Source organism: Nostoc sp. CCY 9925 (assembly GCF_963920935.1).
GTDB lineage: Bacteria > Cyanobacteriota > Cyanobacteriia > Cyanobacteriales > Nostocaceae > Nostoc.
Map to the genome: position 1 here is coordinate 42,877 of NZ_CAWUDO010000049.1, position 19,474 is coordinate 62,350.

The window sequence follows — 19,474 nt, forward strand, 5'->3', positions numbered from 1 at the left end:
TTTTATTTCTTGATTGCAGCGATACTGATGGCTGTCTACCTCCAAAGAATGAGCCTAATCAACCAAATGGATGAGGGTGTATTTTATCTCAAGATAGATTTTATGGTTGCATTGATGCTGGAAATACAAGTTGCTATTTCAGGCATCTCGCATTCTCAGCATTTGCAATTTTCTCTACCTAGATTAATAGAGCCTTAATCGCGATTAAACAACCACAAAATTGGTGTTGTTTAACGACAACCCACTAGTAACTAAAGCCAATTGTACTTGAGCAAATGCACCCGCGCTGCCATCTTGGTCGAAGAACAATGCACCTGTTGTGGAGTTATAAATAAACCTTTGAGTGCTAGTGGTTGCAGATGCACCGATTCTAAATTGATTAGCTTTTAATACACCTGCTGATAAACCGCCACCAAAACCAGCAGCTGATACCCGAATTACTTCATTCGTGGCGTTGAAATCAGAAATTTTGTCAACACCTTCATTGAAACTATTGAAAACAAAGGTATCAATACCACTTCCTCCAATTAGGCTATCATTACCCTTGCCACCTGTGAGGGTATCATTGCCATTTCCACCTTTGAGGGTGTTATTACCAGTGGCATCAAAGGCTGTGAGGGTATCATTACCATCACCACCATCTAAAAGATTGCTGCCTGTAGAACCGCTAGCACTCAAGTTATCGTTACCAGCACCACCATTGAGGGTGTTATTGCCTATAGAGCGAGAGCTGAACGTTGTGGATGAACTATCACTATTTACTACGTAGAAGACACCAGAGACAGATAGAGTATCATTACCATCGCCACCAGAGAGTAGGTTATCACCTATTGAACCGCTAGCACTCAAGTCATCATCACCAATGCCACCGTTGAGGGTGTTATTGCCTGAGGAGAGAGAGTTGTATCCGCCGTAGTAGCTGCGGGGATCGGGATTATCATCTACGTAGGACTCATTGTAGCCAGAGATGGAGAGAGAATCATTTCCATCCCCCCCAGAAAGCAGATTATCGCCTTTTGAACCGCTAGCACTCAAGGTATCGTTACCTGCACCACCGTTGAGGGTGTTATTCCCTAAGGAGCGAGAGTCATCTTCGTTGTAGCTATTTCCGTTGTAGTAGCCAGAGATAGAGAGAGAATCATTACCATCTTCTCCAGACAGCAGGTTATTACCTGTTGAACCACTAGCACTCAAGTTATCGTTACCAGCACCACCATTGAGGGTGTTTTTGCCTATAGAGCGAGAGTCGAAGATATCGTTGATATATAAAAAGGTATAGTAACCAGAAATAGAGAGAGAATCATTGCCATTGCCTCCAGAGAGCAGGTTATCGCCTATTGAACCACTAGCACTCAAGGTATCATCACCAGCACCACCGTTGAGGGTGTTTTTCCCAGACAAGCGGGAGTCGTAGTCTTGATAGTAACCAGTTTGATAGTAGCCAGAGACACTTAGAGAATCATTGCCATCGCCACCATCAAGCAAGTTATTACCAGCACCACCACTGAGCGAGTCATTCCCCACACCACCACGTAGCACATCGTTGCCTGCATCACCTCGCAGCAAGTCGTCGCCACTTAAACCCTCGATTTTGTCGTTACCCCCTTGACCATTGATTACATCATTTGAGTTATCTAAACCCTTAATGTTGTTAGCAAGGTCATTGAGAAAGGTGACTGTGTTCTTAATACCGATGGTCGTATCAGTAGAGTTGGCATCCAGAACATTAAAACTATCAATAATTTTAGTTTGGCCATCAAAGATAATATTACCGATCGCTGGTCTTGTTGAAGAAGCTTTGAGGTTCTCTAAGTCTTCTAGTTTGAAGTTTTTCAAGATGACTTTTGTATCAGCCACCCCTTCAAAGCTGATTTGCAAATCTTTGCCATTCTGTGTTAGTAACAAATTTCGCGCAGTCAACCCAGCACCAATAAATTTAATCGTATCAACTTCGGCAATAATACCTGGTGTTGGGTTTGTGCCTTTACCCACTCCACCAAAATCAGTGATTGTATCAATACCGTCACCCAAGTTGTAGATAAATTTATCCTTGCCACCGCCACCCGTTAAGGTGTCGCTGCCAGTTTTACCGTTAATCGTGTCAGCGCTCTTAGTGCCTAGTAGGGTATCGTAATCCTCGGTTCCAATGATATTTGCCATAAATTTTTCCTACCTGAATCGATTTTTGGAGTAAGTTCAGTTCTCAGTTTATAGTTCTGTTTGGCTCAAAAATATCTATTGAAAGTTGATGCTTTCGGCGTACTTAAATCTCACACTTGACCGTTACAAGTTTTTAATGAACATTCTCCTTTTGATTGACTTGCAACTATAGGAATCATATTTGATTTTTGAAATATACGTAGGGTGTGTTATGCCGTAGGCTAACGCACCAAAACCTTCGGGTGGTGCGTTACGGAAGCCGTAACACACCCTACACATACTTAGATTTTTTCAGAAATCAAATACTAGTCCTATATTACCGATCCAAGTATTGAGGATTATCTAAGTCTTAGGCATTGTACAAATTCATCAGTGTGTGGATTCACAAAAAACTGGTTTCAACATGATTTGATTCATCAGTCATCAGTTATGCAGGCAAGCATTTACTATAGACATCACTGAAATAGTTGAAAAATCAAGCTTGAATCTCTCAAACCCAAAAACTATAATCTAGCCCTTTTGTCAATGCGTAAGTCTTACTAGCCTCAAAAACAGATTTACAGATATTTTTGCCCTTGTTGTCGGTTATTCTCCCTGGGTATCTAGCCAAAAATAGAAAACAAATTAATTGCAAAGCATAAACAAACAAACCGAACAGAACATTCCAATCAACTGCCGCTCACTAATATACAGAATATTTACTGATTAATTGATTTATCAAAAAATATCTTTACATATTTGATGAATTATTTACTGATAATTATCTCGCCAGATAATTTTTTATATACGCTTAATATTTTTCTAGCGAATTCTTTACATGAAGTAAAAAATAGATATTCCAAAGAATTAGAAGACAAGAAATGTTTTATTTTTTGATGGCAGCGATGCCTACAGCTAACTACGCCTACGGGATGAGCAGAATCAGCCAAATGGATGAGGATGTATATTCTCCAAAGGAATTTTATAATTGCATTGCTCTGTCGAATGCGAGTTGCTATTTAACACACCTCGCATTCCGAGCATTTGCGATTTTCTCTACCTAGATTAATAAAGTTTTAATCACGATTAAACAACTACGAAATTGTTGTTGGTTAATGGCAACCCGGCAGTAACTAAAGCAAATTGTACTTGAGCAAACCCACCCGCATTACCATCCTGGTCAAAGAACAATGCACCTGTAGTAGAGTTATAAATAAACCTTTGAGCGCTAGTGTTTGCAGATGCACCGATTCTAAATTGATTAGCTTTGAGTACGCCTGCTGCTAAGCCGCCACCAAAGCCAGCAGCAGATACCTGAATCACTTCATTAGTAGTGTTGAAATCAGAAATTTTGTCAACACCTTCATTGAAACTATTGAAAACAAAGGTATCAATACCGCTTCCTCCAATTAGGCTATCATTACCCTTGCCGCCTGTGAGGGTATCATTGCCATTTCCACCTTTGAGGGTGTTCTTACCAGTGGCATTAGAAGCTATGAGGATATCATTGCCATCGCCACCATCCAAGAGATTATCGCCTGTTGAACCGCCAGCATTTAAGGTGTCGTTACCTGTGCCACCGCTGAGGGTGTTTTTGCCTGAGGAGCGAGAATCGTATGTGTTGGATAAGTCGCGGGGTTCATATGGGTTATCGTAGGGAGTGTACTTGTAGTAGCCAGAAATGGAGAGAGAATCATTGCCATCGGCTCCAAAGAGCAAATTATCGCCTTCTGAACCGCTAGCACTCAAGATATCGTTACCTACACCACCGTTGAGGGTGTTATTCCCTAAAGAGCGAGAGTTGTATTCCTCGTAGTTATCTCCGTCGTAGTAGCCAGAGATGGAAAGAGTATCATTACCATCGTCTCCAGACAGCAGGTTATTACCTGTTGAAGCGCTAGCACTCAAATTATCGTCACCAGCACCACCGTTGAGGGTGTTTTTTCCTAGTGAGCGAGAGTTGTAAGTATCGTTGAGATATAGAAAGGTATAGTAACCAGAAATAGAGAGAGAATCATTGCCATTGCCTCCAGAGAGCAGGTTATCGCCTGTTGAACCACTAGCACTTAAGTTATCATCACCAGCACCACCGTTGAGGGTGTTTTTGCCAGACAAGCGATAGTCATACTGCTCATCTTCGTAGTAGCCAGAAACAGAGAGAGTATCATTACCATCAGCACCATCAAGCAGGTTATTTCCAGTACCACCAGTGAGCGAGTCATTCCCTGCATCACCGCGCAATACGTCGTTACCAGCACCACCAATGAGTGTGTCGTTGCCTGCACCACCCCGTAGTAAGTCATCGCCACCTAAGCCGTCGATTTTGTCATTACCCCCCTGACCATTTACCACATCATTTGAGTTGTCTAAAGCAGTAATATTGTTAGCAAGGTCATTGAGAAAAGTAACTGTATTTTTAATGCCGATAGTTGTTTCACCAGAGTTGGCATCTAGGACATTAAAACTATCAATAATAGTAGTTTGTCCATCAAAGATAATATTACCGATCGCTGGCGTACTTCCAGAAGCTTTTAAGTTCTCTAAGTCTTCTAGTTTGAAGTTTTTCAAGATAATTTTTGTACCAGTCACCCCTTCAAAGGTGATTTCCAAATTTGTACCGTTCTGAGTGAGCAACAAATTTTTGGCAGTCAACCCAGCACCAATAAATTTGATGGTATCAACTTCGGCAATAACACCTGCTGTTGGGTTTGTGCCTTTACCCACTCCGCCAAAATCAGTAATCGTATCAATGCCGTCACCCAAGTTGTAAACAAATCTATCCTTGCCACCGCCACCAGTTAGGGTGTCATTACCTTTGTTTCCTGTAATCGTGTCGTTGCCAAGTTTACCGTTAATCGTGTCGGTGCTAGTAGTACCTAGTAAAGTATCGTTAACGTTGGTTCCAATGAGATTTGCCATAATTGTTTCCTACTTCAATCGATGTTTAAGTTCTTGGTTGTTAGTGCTATTTTGGCGCACAAAAACCTCTCGAAAGTTGACGCTTTCGATATACTTGATTTCACCCTTGAGGGTTAGCAATTTTTCTGGAAGTTTTACATTTTCAATGGTTTGCAGATAACACTTATCCAAATAATTTGGACTATCTAAGCCTTAGGCACTGTAAAAATTTATGAGGCTGTGTATTGAGTAATAGCGATCGCTTTAGGCTTTTTTAAGTATCCTCGATCGCAAACTCAGCCGTCATCAAGACCCAGCAGCTCTCAAAAAACATCAAAAAATTAAAGCTTGAATGTCTAATACACACTTCATATTCAGTTTTGTCTCAATGCGTAAGTATTACTAACTTAAAAATAGGGAACTTTGACAGCGGATAGGCAAAATAATTTACATCCCGTTGTCGTGGTCGATCGCCCTTGGCTGTCTAACTGAAAAATAGGAAACATCTAAATAACATCTTACTAACTAAATACAGAATATTTACGTAGATTTATAAAATTTTGAGAAATATTTTTGCATAGTCTTCACATTCTTTTGTATCAGTACATAAATGTATATATAATTACAAAATGCGAAGTATGTATAACCTCGCATTCAAAGGATTTCTGATTTTCTTCTACTGGATTAGTTATGTGCGATCGCTAATTTACAATTAAACAACCACAAAATTGTTGTTAGTTAATGCCAACCCAGCAGTAACTAAAGCAAACTGTACCTTGGTAAATGCACCTGCACTACCATCTGCATCAAAAAACAATGCACCTGTGGTTGAGTTGTAAATAAATCTCTGAGCGTTGGTGGTTGCAGATGTACCGATTGTAAACTGGCTAGCTTTGAGTACACCTGCTGATAAGCCGCCACCAAAACCAGTAGCCGATACCTGAATTATTTCATTAGTTGCGTTAAAATCATGAATTATATCAACGCTTTCATTAGAATTATTGAAAGCAAAGGTATCATTACCACCTTCTCCATAAAGGGTATCGTTGCCATTGCCACCTGTGAGGATATCATTGCCCAAACCACCATTGAGAATATCATCGCCATTACCACCATTGAGTGTGTTATTACCTAAGGCACGAGAGTCGTATTCATCAGTGATGGTGCGGGGATCATATGGGTCTGAAGATACGGTGTATGAATAGTAGCCAGAAGATATGAAGAGAATATCATTACCATCGCCTCCATTGAGGAGGTTATTACCTGTTGAACCGCTTGCACTCAAGCTATCGTTACCAGCGCCACCATTAAGCGTGTTATTACCTGAAGAACGAGAGTCGTAGTCATCAGAGTAGCTAATTGATTCGTAGTAGCCAGAGATAGATAGAGTATCATTGCCATCGCCTCCATTGAGCAAATTATTGCCTTTTGAACCGCTGGCACTCAAGTTGTCATCACCAACGTCACCGTTGAGAGTGTTGTTACCAGAGGAGCGAGAATCGTTGTATCCACCACCATAAGGATATGAGTAGTAACCAGAGACGGAAAGAGTGTCATTGCCATTACCACCAAAGAGAGTATCATTATCATTGCTACCAGCAAAGAGGCTATCTGCATTTCCAATCAGCGAATCATTCCCTGCATCGCCACGCAGAATGTCGTTACCTGCACCACCAATAAGAGTATCGTTACCTACACCACCCCGCAGCAAGTCGTTACCACTCTTGCCGTCTATTTTGTCATTACCACCCTGACCATTAATCACATCATTTGAGTCGTCTAAAGCGGTAATATTGTTGGCGAGGTCATTGAGAAAGGTGACTGTGTTCTTGATGCCGATAGTCGTATCAGTAGAGTTGGCATCGAGAACATTAAAACTGTCAATAATTGTAGTTTGGCCATCAAAGATAATATTACCGATCGCTGGTCTTGTTGAAGAAGCTTTGAGGTTCTCCAAGTTTTCTAGTTTGAAATTATTCAAGATGACTTTTGTACCAGCCACTCCTTCAAAGGTGATTTCCAAATTTGTGCCATTCTGGGTGAGCAACAAATTTCGCGCAGTCAACCCAGCCCCAACAAATTTGATCGTATCAACTTCGGCAACCACTCCTGCTGTTGGATTTGTACCTTTACCCACTCCACCAAAACCAGTAATCGTATCAATGCCGTCACCTAAGTTGTAAACAAATCTATCCTTGCCACCGCCACCCGTTAAAGTATCGTTGCCCTTATTACCTGTGATAATGTCGTTGCCAAGTTTACCGTTAATCGTGTCGGCACTCGTGGTGCCTAGTAGTGTATCGTTCCCGTTGGTTCCAATGATATTTGCCATAACTTTTTTCTAGCTGATGTTAGTGCTGTTTGAACATACAAATAATTCACCAAAAGTTGACGCTTTTGGCATACTTTCGTGTCACCCTTAAGGGTCACTAATTTTTCGGAAAATTCTCTTTTTTTGGCTTGCAAATATGACTTATTTAAGTATCAAACTATCTAAGTCTTAAGCACTTTACAAATTTTTAAGGGTGTGCGAAATTAGTCATTATTATGCTTTTATAAACGCTCAAAAAGCATCACAAAATTTGGCTTTAATGCCCGATTTTCACACGGTATATTTCTTTTTGTCAATGCATAAGTCTTACTAGCTTGAAAATAAGGAAACAAATACAGCAGAATTTAAAATTCACGAGCAAATTCGGAGACTTTTCCATTACTCCGAACGGAATTCAGAATTAGAATAGCCTCTTTGTCTAGCTACCAGACCTAGATGGTGTACTTCAGGCTTCTGGAAGTTTGCTGTATTTACGTACTTTTTTTGAGCGATCGCCTTTGATGTCTAGCTGAAAAATAGGGAACTAAGTAAGAGGGAATAAAGAGATTAATTTTTAGCAAGGTTGCAATAAGCCGTCAATAAACTAATATACAAAATATTTACTGAGCTATTGTTCTCTAAATAAATAACTTTACATAACCTTGGAACCTTTTACTGATAATGAATGGGAGGTGTGATTCTACACACCTCCCATTCTCATAATTTCTGATATTACTTGCCGTCCAGTAATGGAACGCTAATTAGCCTTAAACAACTACAAAATTTTCGTTGCTTAAAGCCAAACCAGTAGATAGTTGTGCAAATTGTACTTGAGCAAACCCACCAGTGCTGCCATCTTGGTCAAAGAACAATGCACCTGTAGTGGAATTATAAATAAATCGCTCACTACTTGTAGTTGCAGATGCTCCGATTCTCAACTGACTAGCAGATAGTACACCTGCTGATAAACCGCCACCAAAACCAGCAGCCGATACTTCAATCACTTCATTAGTGGCGTTGAAATCATAAATGCGATCGATACCTTCATTGAAACTATTAAAAACAAAGGTATCAACACCACCTCCTCCATAGAGGCTATCATTGCCATTACCACCTTTGAGGGTGTTCTTTCCAGTGGCATTCAAGGCAGAAAGAATATCATGGCCATCGCCACCATCAAGTAGATTATCGCCTTCTGAATAGTCAACACTCAAGGTATCGTTACCAGCGCCACCATTGAGGGTATTATTGCCAGTGGTACTGTAATATGTTCCCCCATAGCCGTAGCCGTAGTCAGAGCCGGAGAGATAATCATTGCCATCGCCTCCATCTAATAAGTTAGCGCCTCTTGAATAGTTAACATTCAAGGTATCGTCACCAGCGCCACCGTTGAGGGTATTATTGCCTGAAGTGTTATCAAATCTGTAGCCCTCGAAGTCTGACGCAGTTAGGTAATCATTGCCATTGTCTCCAGACAGCAGATTATTCCCTGTAGAAATGCCAGCATCTAAGGTATCGTTACCAGCACCACCCTTGAGCGTATTATCACCATCGGCAACTCTGATGGAGAGATAATCTTTGCCATTGCCTCCATCCAGGAGATTATCACCTTTGGAAAAGATAGCATCCAAATTATCGTCACCAATACCACCAATGAGTGTGTTATTACCAGTGACCTCAGGACTGTAATAATCGCCAGAAACAGAAAGAGAATCATTGCCATTGCCACCATCAAGCAGGTTATCACCTGTTGAATAGTCGGCATTCAGGGAATCATTACCACAGCCACCAATGAGTGTATTATTACCAGACACCACAGACCCGTAGTAGTCGCCTAGAGCTGAGAGAGTATCATCACCATCGCCACCATCTAAGAGATGGTTGCCACTTGAAGAGTCAACATTCAAAGAATCGTTACCGCTACCACCGTTAAGGGTGTCATTGCCTGCACCACCAACAAGAGTATCATTTCCGGCACCACCGTGCAGCAGGTCTTTGCCAGTACCACCTACGAGACTGTCATTCCCCACACCACCGTTAAGGATGTCATTCCCCACCCCACCAATGAGAGTATCGTTGCCTGCACCACCTCTCAAAAGATCGTTACCACTTAACCCGTCGATTTTATCGTTACCTCCCTGACCATTCACTACATCATTTGAGTTATTTAAACCCTTAATGTTGTTAGCAAGGTCATTGAGAAAGGTGACTGTGTTCTTAATGCCGATGGTCGTATCAGTAGAGTTGGCATCCAAAACATTAAAACTATCAATGATGCTACTTTGCCCACTAAAGATAATATTGCCAATGGCTGGTTTACCTCCAGAAGCTTTCAGGTTATCTAAATCTTCTAGTTTGAAGTTTTGCAGGATGACTTTTGTTCCAGCCACCCCATCAAAGGTGATTTCTAAGTTTGTACCGTTCTGTGTCAGCAACAAATTTTCGGCAGTCAACCCAGCACCAATAAATTTAATTGTATCAACTTCGGCAATAACTCCTGCTGTTGGGTTTGTGCCTTTACCCACGCCACCAAAATCAGTAATTGTATCAGTGCCGTCGCCCAAGTTATAAACAAATAGATCCTTGCCACCGCCACCAGTCAGTGTGTCGTTGCCTTTGTTCCCTGTGATGGTATCATTCCCCGGTTTACCATTAATTGTGTCAGCGCTTGAGGTGCCCAGTAGGATATCGTTAGCGTGAGTTCCAATAATATTCGCCATAAATTTTTCCTGCCTAAATCAATGAATTTTTTTCTAACTTGAGTTATCAATTTTTCATGCTGTTCTGAGGCATCAAAAATACACCGAAATCAGATATTTCGGCATACTTCAATATCCGCTTTCAGGTTTAGCAATTTTCCCAATACTCGCCTTGTTAACCAGCTTGCAATTAGGTCTTATCTAAACTATTTGGGATTATGTCAGTTCAACCCTTTCAATGCGAGTAAATCTCTTTTTTCTGCCTCTGTAACCACGAAAGTTTTCTTACCCGTTGGTGTTGTCACAGCCATCGATGTCTAACCAAGGCATAATCATTTCAGTGGTCAGCAGATTAAAAAAAGAATTTTTTGAGCAAGGTTTTTAGCTATCTTGAAAGGTCTAGCCCTACTAGTTTGAAAATAACCAACAGCTTACACGGAATAACCAAACAAATTTTTATGCTTTCCTTGTGGGCGATCGCCCCAAAGTGTTTAACTGCGGAATCGGGAACATATAAATATGATCATACTAATTAAATACTGAATATTTACTTAGATGTCTATATTTCAACAAATATCTTAGCAGATTCTTTACATTATTTTACATCCAAGGCTTGGATGTAAAATGCCGAAATTGAAGTGATCTTATAAACATATCTCTTCTGAGGATTTCTGGTTTTATTCTGCTAAAACTATCAATGATGCTAGTTTGTAAAATCTAGCTTCAAAAAGGAGGTAGGCAGTAGGGTAGGAAAGCTTTTTCATTGTTGGTTGTGGGATTTTACCGTGATTGACTGTCTTGAAAATACGGACTGAGAAAGGAATATTTTCATGCGATTATTGTGTTATTTATCACATGAGGGTAGAGCTTGAAAAAGTGAGTAGAAGACGAAACCTTTCTCATTGTTAATTGTGAGTTTTTTCCATGAGCGACTTTCTTGAAAATAGTGACTGGGGACTAGGTACTTGGGACTCAGTAAAAAATCCATTCATGCCATAGTTGTGCGATAGTTCGCATGAACCTCTAGCTTGACAATAGGAGACAGTTTACAGACAAAAAGAAATAAGCAAAGAAATTGCCATGCCCTTTTTATAGAGTATTACCCGTAGGCGTTTAACTATAAGAATAGGAAACATCTAAGTAACACCATACTAACTAAATACTGAATATTTACTTAGATGTCTACGCCTAAAATCATATCTTTGCATACTCTTCATATTATTCCTTGAAAAAAGTATATGTTTTAAGTTTTGATGTTTTGTGTGAATTAGGTGGCGAAAGGCTGAGAATTCGTCAATTTTGCTAAACAGATAATTCTGGGCAAGCCTGGATTCCTTATGGGACAAAGAGCGTTATTAATTCAAATCAAGCTTTACTTATCTTTGTGTATTCTTCATACTCATCCCAAAAAACAGTTGATCGAGGCAGTGAGTAAAAATACATATTAACTTGGCGATCGCTCTTTTGAAAATATGTAAGTCGGCGTCAATAATTATCGTTAAAATAAGGGAATAATAAATGGCAAAAAACTAATAGGAATAAGTGTTTTAGCTGAGTTGATTTTTTTTGGTAGAGTTTGGTTTTATCATGCCAACTTACTTAGGTAATTGGGAGTGGGGAATAGTGGAGTAAACCTTTTTGATGTCTTTGTGGGATTGTTTGGCGATCGCTATTATGAAAAAACCACTAGGTAGCAATATCTTGAACCTAAGCGAAAATCGCTAGGAGTAACTAAAACTACAAATGCAGACATACTCGGACTTAGCCAAGAACATTTACGAACTATTCGCACTCATGCCAAAAACATCTACCCAGACGAATGCCGTAGTATAGGTCTGGATAATCTGGCTAGTGAGAGCAAGACGACAGTAAGAAGTGATGGCTATAGCAAATACCTGGAATACAGAGGCAGGTGCTGAAATTTCAAGCGATGTCTCACGACAAGCCGCTTCTCTTCTCCTGTCGGAGACGCTGCGCGAACGAGACGCTCCGCGAACGAGACGCTCCGCGAACGCGTCTACGCACAATAGAAACTAAACAAGGGTAATATGCGACCTAGCTGTAATTAAGCAATCAAATGCGAGATGCTATTTTCAACACCTCGCATTTTCAAATTAAGCTTAAACAATCACAAAATTGTTGTTGGTTAGTAACAACCCGGCAGATAGTTGTGCAAATTGTATCTGGCTAAACGTACCGGCACTGCCATCTTCATCGAAGAACAATGCACCTGTCGTAGAGTTGTAAATCAATCGTTGAGCAGTTGTTGTTGCAGATGTTCCGATAGTAAACTGGGCAGATGAAAGTATACCTTTCCCGCCAAAATCGTAGCCAAAAGCTACGCTAATCACCTCATTAGTCGCATTAAAGTCATAAATAGTATCTACCCCTTGATTGAAACTTTTGAAACCAAAGGTATCGATACCGCTTCCTCCATAAAGGGTATCATTACCAAAGCCACCATTTAGGGTATCATTTCCATAGTCACCCCTAAGGGTGTTTTTACCAGAGGCATCAAAGGCAGAGATATAATCATTGCCATCACCTCCAGAGAGCAGGTTATTGCCTGTTGAACCGCCAGCACTTAAGGTATCGTCACCAGCACCACCCTTGAGGGTGTTATTGCCAAGCGATCGAGAGTCGTTTTCGCTGGCTGAGTAGTAGTAGGTTTGGTCGTATTCATCATAGTATTCGCTGTAGTTATAAGAATACGAGCCAGAAATGCTGAGATAATCATTGCCATTGCCACCATTGAGCAGGTTATTGCCTTTTGAACCGCTAGCGCTCAAGGTATCATGGCCATTACCACCGTTGAGGGTGTTATTGCCTAAGGAGCGAGAGTCGAAATTAAAGGTAGGGAAACGTCCGTATGAGTCTTCCTCGTATTGGTGCTGACCAGAGACGGAGACAAAATCATTGCCATCGCCTCCAGAGAGTAGGTTATTGCCTTTTGAACCACTAGCACTCAAGTTATCATTGTCAGTGCCACCACTGAGTAGATTATTACCTGATGAATAGTTAGCATTCAAGTTATCAAAACCAGCACCTCCTTTAAGGGTGTTATCGCCTAAAGCGCTATAGTCGCTATGTAGCACATACTCGTCGTAACCAGAGATGTCTAGAGAATCATTGCCATCGCCACCATCAAGCAAGTTATTGCCTGTTGAACGGCTAGCAATCAAGGTATCATTCCCAACGCCACCGTTGAGGGTGTTATTACCATCTGAGCGAGGGTTGTTTTTATAGGGAGGGTAATCATAAATGTCGTAGTAGATATAGACACAGAGTAAATCATTGTCGCTGTCACCATTGAGCAAGTTATTACCTGCGCCGCCAATAAGAGTATCATTTCCCACACCACCAATGAGACTATCGTTGCCTGTCCCACCCCTCAAAAGGTCGTTGCCACTTAACCCACGGATTTTGTCATTACCTCCCTGACCATTGATGACATCATCTGAGTTATCAAAACCTTTAACATTATTGTTCAAGTCATTAAGGAAGGTGACTGTATTCTTGTTAAAAATAGTGCTTTGGCTGGAGTTAGCATCGAAAACATCAAAGCTGTCTGTGGTGCTAGTTTGTCCATAAAACACAATATTGCCCAAGTCTACAGTAGCTTTAGTCAATTTGCTCAGGTTATCCAGGTTTTCTAGGGCAAAGTTTTGCAGGATGACTTTGGCATCATCCACCCTTTCAAAAGTGATTTCCAAATTTGCGCCATTCTGGGTAAGTAGCAGATTTCGTGCTATTAAGCCATAGCTTTGGAATATTAGCGTATCAACTTCGGCAATAAGCGCTGCTGTTGGGCTTGTCCCTTTACCAATGCCACCAAAATCGGTGATGAAATCAGTGCCATCGCCCAATTTGTAAACAAATGTATCTTTGCCGCCTCCACCAGTTAAGGTGTCGTTTCCCTCTTTCGCTGTAATGGTATCGTTGCCTAATTGGCCGTTAATCGTATCTGGTAAGTTGCTGCCATTGAGAGAATCATCAGCATTAGTCCCATTTATATTCGCCATAACTTTTACCTTCCTAAAAGGATTTTTAGAGTAATATCAAATTCGGAAAATCACCTATAATTCAAAGTTATCCGCATCTGTCCGTCGCCGGAAGTTCTGTTCACATTTGGCGTTCCAAAACATTGTCACCGCACCCTGCGGGATCTTGCTACAGACTTCTCTTTGCGTCAGCCTTAATTATTAAGTATTCAATCGAACCTGATATAATTCAGTTGTCAATAATCGGGTCAATAATATTTGAAAAGCCAAACAATTTGCTAAAAATTGACGCTTTCAGCAGATTTTATTTTGCACAACATTGGCTCTGATACCAATTCTGTATGAAGCTGCACATAATCAAGACCCCCCTGTAGTCCCCCCTTGCCAAGGGGGGACGGCGTAGCGGGGGGTAAATATATGCAGCTTCACAAAGAAACGGTATGAGCAACTTGCAAGTAGTATTTATCGAACTATCTTGGACTATCTAAGTCTTAAGCACTGTACAAATTTCTCAGGGTGTCGATTCAGAGCTAAAACAATTAGTTTGAGGGTGATTTGAATCATGCTTCATCACTAGCTCAGGCAAGTAGTTACCTTAGACATAGCTGAAAAACAGTTAAAAATCCAATCTGAAATGCGCTCAACCCATAACCTATAGTTTAATTAGTTTGTCAATGCGTAAGTCTTACTGTTTTCAAAATAGGATCTGCGGACTGGGAGATAAATACTTTCATGCCCTCGTTGTGCAATCGATCGCCTGAACATCTAGCCTGAAAATAGAAAACATCTAAAGAACCCGATAATTAAGTAAATACCGAAATATTTAATGGGATGTCTATTTTTTAATAAAAATGTAATATTTTCAACAAGTGGTGAAGTATTGTATCGAAACGACAATCCCTAGAGGTTGCAAAATTACAAACGCAGACATGATTCAATTTAACCCACAACATTTAGAAATAATTCGCACCCATGCGGAAAACATCTACCCAGAAGAATGCTGTGGTATAATCTTAGGTTATCTGGCTAGTGAAGGCAAAACGACAGTAGAAGTGATGCCAACAGAAAATGCCTGGAATACAGAGGCAGGTGCTGAATTTTCAGGCGAACGCACAGCAGAAAGTAAAAAGCGACAATATGCGATCGCACCTGAAGTAATGTTACAAGCACAAAAACAAGCACGCGATCGCTGTTTGAGTATTATCGGCATTTTTCACTCCCACCCAGATCACCCTGCCATACCTTCAGAATGCGATCGCCTGTATGCTTGGCAAGGATACTCGTATATAATAGTTTCCGTCCAAAACGGCAAAGCCGCCCAAGTGCGAAGCTGGAGTCTTGATGATAATCATCAGTTCCAAGCAGAGGCAATTGAAAATATAATTTAACGGGTTAATTTCAAGACAGATATCATTTTTCGATAGGATTAATATTCCCGCTCTTGCACAAGACAACTGCTATGTTAAATCCGAATCTGGATGAAATCCAGTTGACCAAAGATGATTACGAACGCTACTCCCGACACTTGATTTTGCCGGAAGTAGGATTGGAAGGACAAAAGCGTCTGAAAGCTGCTAGCGTACTTTGTATCGGTACAGGTGGACTAGGTTCACCACTACTTTTATACCTAGCTGCCGCAGGTATTGGACGCATCGGGATCGTCGATTTCGATGTTGTCGATACTTCAAATTTGCAACGTCAAGTCATCCACGGTACATCCTGGGTGGGTAAACCCAAGATTGAATCCGCAAAAAACCGTATTCACGAGATTAACCCCTATTGTCAGGTGGATCTCTACGAAACTCGCCTGAGTTCCGAAAATGCGATCGAAATTTTCCAACCTTACGATATCGTGGTGGATGGCACCGATAACTTCCCTACGAGATATCTAGTTAACGATGCTTGCGTATTGTTAAACAAACCCAACGTCTACGGTTCCATTTTCCGCTTTGAAGGACAAGCCACTGTATTTAACTACGAAGGTGGGCCGAATTATCGTGACCTTTATCCAGAACCACCACCACCAGGAATGGTTCCCTCTTGTGCAGAAGGCGGCGTATTAGGAATTTTGCCAGGAATTATTGGTGTTATTCAAGCAACGGAAACTGTCAAAATTATTATTGGACAAGGTAACACCTTGAGTGGACGCTTACTGCTATACAACGCCTTAGACATGAAATTCCGGGAGTTGAAACTGCGTCCTAACCCGATTCGTCCAGTCATTGAAAAGCTGATAGACTACGAACAATTCTGCGGAATTCCACAAGCTAAGGCAGAGGAGGCCAAACAGCAGATGGAAATTCAAGAAATGACCGTTAAGGATTTGAAGGAATTACTAGATAGTGGTGCGAAGGATTTTGTACTACTGGATGTCCGCAACCCCAATGAATACGAGATTGCTAAGATTCCTGGTTCAGTTTTGGTGCCCTTACCAGAAATTGAAAACGGTGATGGTGTTACCAAGGTGAAGGAAATATTAAACGGTCACCATTTAATTGCTCATTGTAAGATGGGCGGGCGATCGGCAAAAGCCCTGGCTATCCTCAAAGAAGCCGGGATCGTTGGGACGAATGTCAAAGGCGGAATTACCGCTTGGAGTCGGGAAATCGATCCCTCAGTTCCGGAGTATTAAGAATAGAGACATGGGAATGCAAGGACGCGGGGACGCCATGACGCGGGGACGCAAAGAGTAAAAACTTTACTACATCCCTTATGTTCCGTTTCCCTTTCTTGGGTTCCCCGCGTCTCCCATTCCTCGCGTCCCCGTGTCTTCTTTATGACTATCTCAAAATCTTCTTTCAATATCTTATGGGTGCAAGTTTGGGTATTGGCAGCGGTACAGGGGGCAATTACCCTGACTTGGTTAATTTATAATATATACTTGCCCCAACTTTTGACCCAGTTTGGTTTTCCTACCTCATTCGCTGTTGGTTTATTATTGGTGGAAAATGCCTTGGGTGCAGTATTGGAACCATTGATGGGGGGACTTTCAGACCGAACTAGGCGTTGGGTAGGGACTAGATTTCCCTTCATTTCAGTAGGCGTAATTCTGGCATCAGCTTTGTTTATCGCTATACCATGTGTCGTCAGCTTGATCCCGCCTACTATGGTAATGCGATCGCTACTGCCAATCACTTTGGTAGCCTGGGCATTAGCAATGACAATATTTCGCTCTCCAGCTATATGTTTGTTGGGAATGTATTCCACACCAGCACAGTTACCATTGGCTGTTAGTGTTGTGACTTTGGTAGGAGGATTTATTGGCGCTTTTAGACCGATCGCCTATAAGTCTATTCTCAGTTTAGGGCCAGTTTTAACCTTTGCGATTGGTTCTTTTGTGTTGTTGGGTGCGGTGGCTGTGTTGCGCTTAGTTAATCCGCCAGAAACGCCAGTCGATCTACACAATGCACAGATAGTAAAGTTTCCTTTACAAAAATTGGTTTTGATTTTAGGAACTGGTTTTGGCGTAGCGTGGGGTATCCGATTTTTGATGGATGTTTTGGGCAAAGTCCTCAAAGCCCAACTTAATACTGATAATATCGATATGCAAATGGTGTGGATTGGAATTGCGATCGCTTTGGCCAACATCCCAGCTGGGATCTTCGCCGTCAAAATTGGCAATCGTCAAGCAATGCTTTGTGGTGTTTGTGCAATCATTCCTTCGTTACTAATGATAATATTTTTGGGCGCACAAATTCCCATAATTGTGCTAATTGTTGCTGGCTTTAGTTTAATTGTTAACGGGGCAATCCCTTTTGCTTTAGGGCTAGTACCCCAAAGATGGGCGGGATTAGGAATTGGTACGTATTTTGGTGGGTTTGCTGCGGCGATGAGTTTGTTTGGCGTCATATTTCCCCAACCGCAAACCATATCACCTTTTGTAGGCGCAGCTGCGGGCGCATTTGCATTTTTCCTCGCTGGTATTTGCATTGGGGTGAGTGGCATTTCTCAAACGCCAAGTAACGCAGAGATTTAAGGCAAAGGTACGCAAAGCTATTCTCTGCGTATCTCTGTCTTGAAAAGTTCTGATCGCCGGAAGCCAGCGCTCAGACTTTTCGCTGCGCTTTCCTTAGCGTTACTCTGCGTTTAAAAAGCAGCTACAGGTTTAACTTGACTCAAGAGATTATGCAGTTTTTCTCCTTCAATGACTTCTGTTTCCAAGAGCTGAGTTGCGATCGCTTCTAGCAAGTCTCGATTCTGTTTTAGAATCTGTAGGGCTTGTTCGTGGGCTGTTTCCACGATTTCCTTGACCTCGCTATCAATGGCTTTGGCTGTGTCTTCACTCACCGCCCGCCGGGGATTAGGGGCACCATTACCCAAGAACATTGCTTGTTGTCCTTGCTGGTAAGCCAGTGGCCCTAAGACTTTACTCATACCGTAGCTAGTCACCATCCGTTCTGCCAAGTCAGTTGCTCGTTGTAAATCGTTGGAAGCACCTGTTGTAATACTGTTAAATACAATTTCTTCAGCGGAACGTCCCCCTAACAAAGTCGCAATCTGACCCCGCAATTCTGCTTCATTCATCAAAAAGCGGTCTTCGGTTGGTAATTGCAGGGTGTAGCCCAAAGCCGCCATTCCACGGGGAATAATCGAAATCTTTTCTACGCGACCGTTTCCTGTTGTTAGCGCCCCGACCATTGCATGACCAACTTCATGGTATGCAACAATCTTTTTCTCAGTCTCATTCATCACCCGACTCTTCTTTTCTAAGCCGGCGACTACCCGCTCAATTGCTTCGGCAAAGTCTTCTTGAGCAACCGTTTGCCGTTGGTTGCGCGCTGCTAACAATGCAGCTTCATTCACCAAATTTGCTAAATCTGCACCAGCAAAACCAGGAGTACGAGTAGCGATCGCTCTTAGATCTACATCATCTCCTAATTTCACCTTTTGAGCGTGAATCTTCAGAATAGCTTCACGACCAGATAAATCAGGACGGTCTACCAACACTTGACGGTCAAAGCGACCCGGACGCAGCAAAGCAGGATCGAGACTTTCGGGGCGGTTGGTAGCTGCAAGGACAATTACGGTCGCATCCCCAGCCGCAAAACCATCCATTTCAGTTAGTAACTGATTCAGAGTTTGTTCCCGTTCATCATTACCACCGTAGAAGCCGTTACTGCTACGAGACTTACCAATGGCGTCTAATTCATCAATAAATACAATACAGGGAGCTTGTTTCTTTGCCTGCTCAAATAAATCTCGTACTCTGGAAGAACCCACACCCACAAACAGTTCCACAAACTCGGAACCAGAGATGCTGAAAAATGGAACTCCTGCTTCCCCTGCTACAGCTTTGGCTAAAAGTGTCTTACCAGTACCCGGAGGGCCAACCAACAGTACACCTTTAGGAATCCTCGCACCAATTTGCGTAAACCCGGATTTCTCACAAACTCAGAAAAAACCGGAGCGTAAAACTGATAAAATGT

8 protein-coding genes and 1 pseudogene are annotated in these 19,474 nt (G+C 41.8%); 3 read left to right on the top strand and 6 right to left on the bottom strand.

Translation table 11 applies throughout. The features are described from left to right. Nucleotides 1-204: 204 nt before the first annotated feature. The 5 genes from ACM0OY_RS22810 to ACM0OY_RS22830 all read right to left on the bottom strand — a co-directional run bounded on the left by ACM0OY_RS22810 (nt 205) and on the right by ACM0OY_RS22830 (nt 14,069). On the bottom strand, nt 205-2,160 hold the full coding sequence (locus ACM0OY_RS22810) for a beta strand repeat-containing protein (protein ID WP_414571119.1): 1,956 nt from the start codon (nt 2,158-2,160) through the stop codon (nt 205-207). Between the two features lie 1,065 nt (nt 2,161-3,225). Next, entirely contained in the window at nt 3,226-5,058 is a 1,833-nt protein-coding gene (locus ACM0OY_RS22815) for a calcium-binding protein (RefSeq protein WP_414571120.1), read from the bottom strand. A 691-nt stretch (nt 5,059-5,749) separates the two neighbouring features. Beyond that, a complete protein-coding gene (locus ACM0OY_RS22820; protein WP_414571121.1) occupies nt 5,750-7,369 on the bottom strand; it encodes a calcium-binding protein in 1,620 nt (539 codons plus the stop codon). Nucleotides 7,370-8,115: 746 nt separating this feature from the next. After that, the gene (locus ACM0OY_RS22825) at nt 8,116-10,068 is read right to left on the bottom strand and encodes a calcium-binding protein (RefSeq protein ID WP_414571122.1); all 1,953 of its coding nucleotides are present in this window, start codon (nt 10,066-10,068) and stop codon (nt 8,116-8,118) included. Between the two features lie 2,099 nt (nt 10,069-12,167). After that, nucleotides 12,168-14,069, bottom strand: coding sequence for a calcium-binding protein (locus tag ACM0OY_RS22830; RefSeq protein WP_414571123.1), 1,902 nt, complete (start codon nt 14,067-14,069; stop codon nt 12,168-12,170). Between the two features lie 908 nt (nt 14,070-14,977). On the opposite strand from ACM0OY_RS22830, the gene ACM0OY_RS22835 reads away from it, so the two are divergent. From ACM0OY_RS22835 to ACM0OY_RS22845, 3 genes are all read left to right on the top strand, one after another. Then, nucleotides 14,978-15,436 (top strand): Mov34/MPN/PAD-1 family protein, encoded by a 459-nt coding sequence (locus ACM0OY_RS22835; RefSeq protein WP_414571124.1) that lies wholly within the window; start codon nt 14,978-14,980, stop codon nt 15,434-15,436. Nucleotides 15,437-15,507: 71 nt separating this feature from the next. Further along, the gene (moeB, locus tag ACM0OY_RS22840) at nt 15,508-16,680 is read left to right on the top strand and encodes a molybdopterin-synthase adenylyltransferase MoeB (protein WP_414571125.1); all 1,173 of its coding nucleotides are present in this window, start codon (nt 15,508-15,510) and stop codon (nt 16,678-16,680) included. A gap of 144 nt (nt 16,681-16,824) precedes the next feature. Beyond that, on the top strand, nt 16,825-18,024 hold the full coding sequence (locus ACM0OY_RS22845) for an MFS transporter (RefSeq protein WP_414571126.1): 1,200 nt from the start codon (nt 16,825-16,827) through the stop codon (nt 18,022-18,024). 110 nt (nt 18,025-18,134) lie between these two features. On the opposite strand, the pseudogene ftsH reads toward ACM0OY_RS22845, so the two are convergent. Beyond that, nucleotides 18,135-19,421, bottom strand: a pseudogene (gene ftsH / locus ACM0OY_RS22850) (ATP-dependent zinc metalloprotease FtsH); the annotation flags it as partial. Nucleotides 19,422-19,474: the final 53 nt, after the last annotated feature.